Source organism: Bradyrhizobium sp. (assembly GCF_016462955.1).
In the GTDB taxonomy this organism is placed as follows: domain Bacteria; phylum Pseudomonadota; class Alphaproteobacteria; order Rhizobiales; family Xanthobacteraceae; genus Bradyrhizobium.
Genome location: NZ_JAEMSD010000348.1, coordinates 1 through 7376 on the forward strand (window position 1 = coordinate 1; position 7376 = coordinate 7376).

The window sequence follows — 7376 nt, forward strand, 5'->3', positions numbered from 1 at the left end:
GCTCGATCGTGGTTGGCAGGATTCTGGAGAACAAGTCCGAGACCTTCGGCTTCGACGCCCAGACCGAGGACTATGTCGACATGGTCGAGAAGGGCATCATCGATCCCGCCAAGGTGGTGCGCACCGCTCTGCAGGACGCCTCCTCCGTCGCCGGCCTCCTGGTCACCACCGAAGCCATGGTCGCCGAAACGCCGAAGAAGGAAGCTCCGCCCGCCATGCCGGCCGGCGGCGGCATGGGCGGCTTCTAAGCCTCCCTCCCGTGACAATGTTGCGAAGGCCGCCTCCGGGCGGCCTTCTTTTTTGCCGACCCTGCCTCTCCGCTTTCCAATTCAACCGGCAGCCAAAAACCACTACGGTGGCGCCGATTCTAACTGTCTGGGCATGATCCTCTCGAAAACCGCTTCACACTTTTTCCGGATCATGCCCGTTGCCCGAGGTCTTCGTCGATGCGCGCTCTTCTGGTTTGTTCGACTGCCCTGCTGGCGGCTCTGCTCGCCGTCTCGCCCGAGTTCGCATCCGCCCAGATGAAGCTGTCGCCGAAGGCGGCGGCGCCGGGCGGAGCCGAGGCGCGCTATTTCACCTCTCTCGACGGGCTGATGGACGGCAATGCCGACGTGATCCTGAAGGAGACGCGCCAGGGCAAGACGGTCACCGCGGCAATGCTCGACGTCTGCTACCCCATCGCGAAGAATTCCGACCGCAAGGACCGCTTCGTCGTCAATCTCCAGGTCGCCGGCCAGACGTTGACGGGAACGACGCAGAGCATCAGCGAGAAGTCGCCGGTCACCGTCAAGCTGACGCGCAAGCCGTCCGGCGACACGTTCGAGTTCCGCGGCCAGATCGCGATCGGCCAGGCGGTGACGGAGGTAACCTCGCCCGACAATTCCGATCTGAGCGAAAAGGAATTCTTGGACAGTCAGAGCTCCGACGACGGCATTACGCCGCAACCGAAGGATTTCACCGACGTCTCGCCGGAGGCGATCGCGGTCAGGGTCAAGCTCGACGCGGCGACCGAGTTCCTGAAGAGCCTGAAGGGCCAGGAGGTCGAGGTGACGCTGGCGAGCCTCAATGCCGGCTGCGACGCGCTGCGCGCGGGCGAGCAGACCATCAACATGTCGGTCGATCCCGAGCGCGCCGGCGCGCTGCTGTCCAAGTTCAAGGCGATGCCCGGCGTCACGGCGGCAGGCTGGACCGCGGGCATGGTCGAGATGGACCGCACCATCCGCTTTCCCGCGGCGGACTGGCGCGAGGGCGACAAGGTCAACAAGGGCAAGCTCGCAACCGCGGTCGCGAACGTGTTGAGCCGGACGCTGGGGGCAAAGCCGGTCTCGCAGAACGTCAACCCCGCGACCGGCAAGCTCAAGCTGGTGTTCAAGCGGCCCAATCCGGATTTCCCGGCTCTCGAGCTCACGGACACGATCGAGGTCGCAGGGCTCATATCGCCGGACAGGCCGGGCACCACCGACAAGCTCATGCTCTGGATCGGCAGCCCCGCGACCACGACCGCGGACGAGGGCAGCGGTGCGAGGCTCAACCTGTCCGAGGATGCCAGTCTGGACGAGGAAGGCGACCTGCCCGACGACAACGGCTCGATCGAGGCGCTTGCCAAGGAGCTGAAGGGCCAGCACTGGGACGCCGACAAGTCGGTGTGGAAGTGACTTTGTCATTCCGGGGCGACGCGCCAGCGTCGAACCCGGAATGACCCTGACGGTCAGTTCCCCGTCGTCCTGAAGCGCAGCGGCTTGGGACCTGCCAGCGTCAGTACGTCGCCCTGGCGCTTCCAGGTCTCGACGCTGCTCAGCGCTGCGACGAGCTCGTCGTCGGCTTGCGCCCGGGCCGGCGGACAGTTGCGGTCCTCGATCTGTCCGGGAACGAAGATCACGGTGTTGCCGGCGACCGAGAACTGGCCCTTGCCGCCCTTGCACCAGAGCTCCAGCACGACTTCGCCATGGTCGCCGATCTCGATGTTCGGAATGCGCTTCGAGCCTGCTTGCGGCAACGCTTCCAGCGTCATCTCGGTGCCGAAGGGAAACCCCTCCTGGGCCCGCGCGAGCGTCGACATCGCGAGCATTGCAACCGCCGCACACACCCATCGCTGGAGCGAAACCATGAGACCTCTCGACCGACCTGACTCGCCGCACCTTCTATAAGACAGCGGGTGCATTGAGAAGGCTCGCCCATGGCCGACGCAGGCGCAAAAAATCCCCGCGAGGCGAACCTCGCGGGGATTTGCGCCGCCTGGCGGCGGCGACCGCTATTTCAGGACCATCTCCGTGAACGGCCAGACATAGGCTTGCAACGTCACGAGGAGACCGACGAGGCACGCCAGCACGATCGAGTGCCAGAACACGAACCGCAGGATAGTGCCCTCATGCCCGTACCAGTTGGTGGCGGTGGAAGCGACCACGATCGACTGCGCGTCGATCATCTTGCCCATCACGCCGCCGGAAGAGTTCGCCGCGCTCATCAGAATCGGCGACAGGCCGAGTTGCTCGGAGGTGATCTTCTGGAGGTTGCCGAACAGGATATTGGACGACGTATCCGATCCCGTCAGCGCCACGCCGAGCCAGCCGAGCAGCGTGCCGAAGAAGGGATAGAGCACACCGGTCGCGGCAAAGGCGAGGCCGAGTGTCGCGTCGACGCCGGACAGGCGCGTCAGCGTGCCGATCGCGAGCATCGCCGAAATCGTGATCAGCGAGATCGCGCAGAGCCGGATGGTGCGGCCGTATTGGGCGATAAGCCTTCCGGGACCGACGCCCATCAGAACGCCGGAGATGATCGCCGCGATCAGCATGCCCGTGCCGGTGAAGGACAGGTAGGTGAAAGCGAACACCGCGCTCTCCTTGGTCGGTCCCGGCGCGACCGGCGGCATCTTGTTGATCATCTGGTGCAGCTCCGGCACCGGATAGTTCCAGACGAAGATCGCGTTCGCCCAGGTCTTGAAGGCACCGCTGCCCCAGATCAGCATCACGATGCAAACGATGATCCACGGTAACAGCGCGTCGAACATCTCCTTCTGCGTCAGCGGCGTCTTGTCGAGCGGCCTGGCCGCAGCCATTGTGGCGGCCGATTCATCGCGGCCACGCAGCGCGGGGGACAGCCAAAGCTGCTTCGGTTGCCATACCTTCAGGAACAGGATCAACGCCCCCATCGAGATCAGCGACGCACCGATGTCGACGATCCAGGGGTTGATGTAGTTCGAAATCACGAATTGCGGGATCGCGAACGTCAGGCCCGTGACGAGGATCGCCGGCCAGACGTCCTTCATGCCCCTCCAGCCGGCGAAGGCCCACACCACCCAGAACGGCACGAGCAGCGAGAAGAACGGCAATTGCCGGCCGACCATCGCACCCAGGATATAGGGGTCGAGCCCGGTGACGGAGGAAAGGCCCTGGATCGGCGTGCCCAGCGCGCCATAGGCGACCGGCGCGGTGTTTGCGATCAGCGACAGGCCGGACGCTGCGAGCGGCGAGAAGCCGAGCCCGATCAGCACCGCGCCTGTAATGGCCACCGGCGTGCCGAAGCCCGAGGCGCCTTCGAAGAACGCGCCGAACGAGAACGCGATCAGCAGCAATTGCAACCGCCGGTCCTCCGTGACGCCGCCGACGGCGCGTTTCAGCAGCTCGAAACGCCCCGTGGCCACCGTCACCTGATAGAGGAAGATGACGTTGAGCACGATCCAGCCGATGGGGAAGAACCCGGTCACGATGCCCAGCACCGATGCGCGGATCGACATGTTCGCCGGCATGGTGAAAACGAAGATCGTGACCAGATTGGTCAGGATCACGGCGATGATGGCTGCGATATGCGCCTGAACCCGTCCGCTCGCGATCAGAACCAGCAACGTGACGACGGGCACCGCCGCCGCGATTGTCGACAGCACCGGGCTGTTGAGCGGATCATAGATTTGGTTCCACATGGTCTTGCTCCCCACGCATGTTGGCCGCAGGCGGCCCGCGTGGAGAGCCGGTCCTGCTTGATGTCGCAAGCGACAAATCCCGAATTTGACGCGAGGCCTCGCGCATGCGGCGGTTCCATCCGCTCACAAGCTCGCGAAATCCCGTGGGACTCGACCCAGCGCCGCAGGCACCATGCTAGGGTTGCTGCGACAATCCAACGCAAATTATAGAATTTCCGACTTTAGTCTAAGCGCCTCCATTTCCCCCATCGGCTCAGCTATTTGGCTCTGGGCATTGTGCACATCCCCTGAGGAGACCCAGCTCTGTGAACAACATCCGCGCCACGCTCGCGATCGTCTGGCGAATCGCCATCCCTTATTTTCGATCGGAGGACAAATGGGCCGGCCGCGGCCTGCTTGCCGCTGTGATCGTGATCGAGCTGCTGCTGGTCGCCATCGACGTGCTGGTGAACCAGTGGTACAGCCGCTTCTACAACGACCTCCAGGAGCGCGACTGGAACGGCTTCGTCCGGGAACTTGGCGTCTTCACACTGCTCGCAAGCGCCAGCGTGGCGCTCTCCGTCTACCAGCTCTATCTCAATCAGTGGCTCCAGATTCGCTGGCGACAATGGCTGACGCGTCACTATCTGGGCGAATGGCTGAATAGCGCGACCCACTACCAGATGCAGCTCAAGGGCGATGCGGCCGACAACCCGGACCAGCGCATCACCGACGACGTCCGGAGTTTCGTCGAGCAGACTCTCAATATCGGCATCGGGCTGCTTTCCTCGATCGTCACGCTGTTCTCGTTCGTGATCATCCTGTGGGGCCTGTCGAACGCGGCACCGCTGCACTTGTTCGGTACCGATCTCATGATCCCCGGCTATCTGTGCTGGGGAGCGCTGATCTATGCGATCTTCGGCACCGCGCTGACGCACTGGATCGGCTCGCCTCTGGTCAACCTCAATTTCGAGCAGCAGCGCTACGAGGCCGACTTCCGCTTCAACCTCGTCCGCGTGCGCGAGAACTCCGAACAGATCGCGCTGCTCAAGGGCGAAGGCGCCGAGCGCCAGCGACTCCTGCATCGCTATGGTTTCGTCGTCGGCAATTGGTATGCGATCATGAGCCGGACCAAGCGTCTGACGGCCTTCACGGCGAGCTATTCCCAAGCCGCCGTGATCTTCCCCTTCATACTCACCGCACCTGCCTATTTTGCGGGTAAGATTCAACTTGGAGGGATGGTGCAGACCGGGTCCGCCTTCGGCAGCGTGCAGAAGGCCTTGTCCTTCTTCGTGTCCGCCTACCGCTCCCTGGCCGAATGGCGCGCGGTGGTTGCCCGTCTCGACGGCTTCGAGATGGCGGTCAGTTCGGCCGCCAACATTGCCGCGCACGAGCCGACCATCGGCATCGCGTCATCCGGCGGCAGCAACGCCGTCGCGTTCGAGCAGCTGCTGGTGAAGCTGCCCAACGGCAAGCCGCTGGTCGCGTCACATGCCTTTACGATCGAACCGTCGGAGCGGGTGCTGGTGACCGGGCCATCCGGCTCGGGCAAATCCACGCTGTTCCGTGCCGTCGCCGGCATCTGGCCGTTCGGCACCGGCAGGATCGCCATCCCCGAACAAGCCAAGCTGATGATGCTGCCGCAGCGTCCTTATTTCCCGGTGGGCCCGCTCGGCGATGCCATCATCTATCCGGCCGAACACGGCGCCATAGCCCCCGAGAAGATCAGAGAGGCACTGACTGCAGTGGGGCTTCCCGACCTCTCCGGGCGGCTGGACGAGGACGGCCACTGGAACCGGACGCTGTCGCTTGGCGAGCAGCAGCGGCTCGGGCTCGCCCGCGCACTGTTGCACATGCCGGACTATCTTTTCCTGGACGAGGCCACGGCATCGCTCGACGAACCCTCCGAGGCCCGACTCTACCGCCTGCTGGCAGAGAAGCTGCCGCAGGCCACCATCGTCTCGATCGGCCACCGCTCGACGCTGGACGCCTTCCACACCCGCAAGGTGGCGCTGGTGAAGGACGGTCCGATCCACGTTCTCGGCGGCGCAGCGCCGGCCGAGAAGGAGCCGAGCGCGGCGGGCTGAGGCCTGAAGGGCGCGCCGCTCGATTGGGCGTGCTCCGAACCAGCGCTTCCACACACTCTCATCATGGCCACAAAGCAAAAGGGCGGCAGGTTGCCCTGCCGCCCTTGCCAAGTTCGCTCGATGCGAAGCTTACTTCAGGTTGGTCATCGCCGTCAGGTCGACAGAGAGCTTGGCGACGCCAGCAGCGCTACACCAGTTGGAGCCGAAAGCCGTGGCTGCGTTCGCGCCACCGTTGATCGGGGTGACGAAGGCAGGGCTGGAGTTGGTGGCGGAGAAGTCGCTGGTGAAGGCGTTGCAATCACCCTTCGACAGATCGGTGTCGTAGTAGCGCAGATCGAGCGTGAACACCTTGTAGGTGAAGCCGACGCCGACGTTCCAGGTGTTGTAGCTCGGCTCCTTGATGCCGTTCGCGTACCGCGGATCGCCTGCGATGCCGTAGAAGATGTCGGAGGTGCCGAGCCACTGGCGGCCGAACTCGCCCGACACATACATGCCGACGCCGCTGGCGCCGAAGGTCGTGCTCGGTGCAGTCCACTTGGCCGTGACCGAGGCGTAGTTGCCCCAGGCGCCGAGGTTCAGGAAGTTCGGCGAATAGTACTCGTTGAAGCCGACCGACCACTGGTCGTTGATGGCGATGTTCAGCTTGGCATAGGCTTCGAAGAAGCTCGCGTCCTTCTTGGCGAAGTTGCCGTTGATCGGAAGGCCGATGGCGCCCTGGGAGTTATCCAGACTGGTACCGCAATTGCCCTGCGCGAGGGTGCCCTGCGAGCCGAAGCAGCTTCCGCCCGGATAGAGGTAGCCCCAGACACCGAAGTCGAAGGCGAACATGCCGAAGGTCGGCCGGATACCGCCGTAGATGTCGACCTCGGCCGCAGCGCGGTTCGGGAACGAGATGCTCGCGGCGGCGGTACCGACATAGAGCTGGAGGTCCTTGGTGACGTTGTAGCGCGGCTCGAAATAGGCCGTGACCGACGGGTTGTGGTTCGACTGGGTAATACCGCGGAAGATGTAATCGTTGGTGATGCCGGCGCCGAAAGCGATATCCCACGGATCGAAGGCCGGCGGCGGCGGAGCCTTCAGCGCCTTGACGCGCAAGTCTGCCGCGAAAGCCGAACCCGTCGTCACCAATGCCAGCGCCGTTGCCAACAATGCCACTTTTTTCATTTCGATCCCCATCACCAGTTCTTAAACCCCAGTCGGATCCCGGAAGCCCCCCGGGGCGCTCGACCTGATTGCAAATTCATTACTGCGACAATCTGGATTGGCGGATAGAAACCGTGAAGCAAAAAGCGCGGGCATCTGCCGACTTTTTAGGCGTTTTGACCAATTCACGAAAGGTTGTCCGCCTGTGTTGCTTCTCGATCACATTATTTGCATTCCAAAGTGCACGG

Annotated in this window: 6 protein-coding genes; 3 read left to right on the forward strand and 3 right to left on the reverse strand. The window is 63.5% G+C overall.

All coding sequences use genetic code 11. The features are described from left to right. A partial coding sequence (locus JHD07_RS27640; protein WP_291627814.1) for a TCP-1/cpn60 chaperonin family protein occupies positions 1-248 on the forward strand: 248 nt, incomplete at its 5' end. Between the two features lie 198 nt (positions 249-446). Then, complete coding sequence (locus JHD07_RS27645; RefSeq protein ID WP_291627816.1) at positions 447-1658, forward strand: hypothetical protein; 1212 nt, start codon at positions 447-449, stop codon at positions 1656-1658. Positions 1659-1711: 53 nt separating this feature from the next. Here the strand turns inward: JHD07_RS27645 and JHD07_RS27650 are convergent, their stop codons facing one another. Both JHD07_RS27650 and JHD07_RS27655 read right to left on the reverse strand, forming a co-directional pair. After that, positions 1712-2110 carry an META domain-containing protein gene (locus JHD07_RS27650; protein ID WP_291627818.1) on the reverse strand — a complete coding sequence of 133 codons (399 nt, stop codon included), beginning with the start codon at positions 2108-2110 and terminating at the stop codon, positions 1712-1714. Positions 2111-2254: 144 nt separating this feature from the next. Then, positions 2255-3919 (reverse strand): L-lactate permease, encoded by a 1665-nt coding sequence (locus tag JHD07_RS27655; RefSeq protein WP_291627820.1) that lies wholly within the window; start codon positions 3917-3919, stop codon positions 2255-2257. A gap of 305 nt (positions 3920-4224) precedes the next feature. Here JHD07_RS27655 and JHD07_RS27660 point away from each other — a divergent pair, with 305 nt between their 5' ends. Then, a complete protein-coding gene (locus tag JHD07_RS27660) occupies positions 4225-5985 on the forward strand; it encodes an ABC transporter ATP-binding protein/permease (protein ID WP_291627822.1) in 1761 nt (586 codons plus the stop codon). A gap of 129 nt (positions 5986-6114) precedes the next feature. Here JHD07_RS27660 and JHD07_RS27665 read toward each other — a convergent pair whose 3' ends face one another. Beyond that, positions 6115-7149 carry a TorF family putative porin gene (locus tag JHD07_RS27665; protein WP_291627824.1) on the reverse strand — a complete coding sequence of 345 codons (1035 nt, stop codon included), beginning with the start codon at positions 7147-7149 and terminating at the stop codon, positions 6115-6117. Between the last annotated feature and the right edge of the window lie 227 nt (positions 7150-7376).

Coding starts and splice junctions, on each gene's coding strand:
- JHD07_RS27645 (WP_291627816.1), top strand. CDS start 447: ATGCGCGCTCTTCTGGTTTGTTCGACTGCCCTGCTGGCGGCTCTGCTC.
- JHD07_RS27650 (WP_291627818.1), bottom strand. CDS start 2,110: ATGGTTTCGCTCCAGCGATGGGTGTGTGCGGCGGTTGCAATGCTCGCG.
- JHD07_RS27655 (WP_291627820.1), bottom strand. CDS start 3,919: ATGTGGAACCAAATCTATGATCCGCTCAACAGCCCGGTGCTGTCGACA.
- JHD07_RS27665 (WP_291627824.1), bottom strand. CDS start 7,149: ATGAAAAAAGTGGCATTGTTGGCAACGGCGCTGGCATTGGTGACGACG.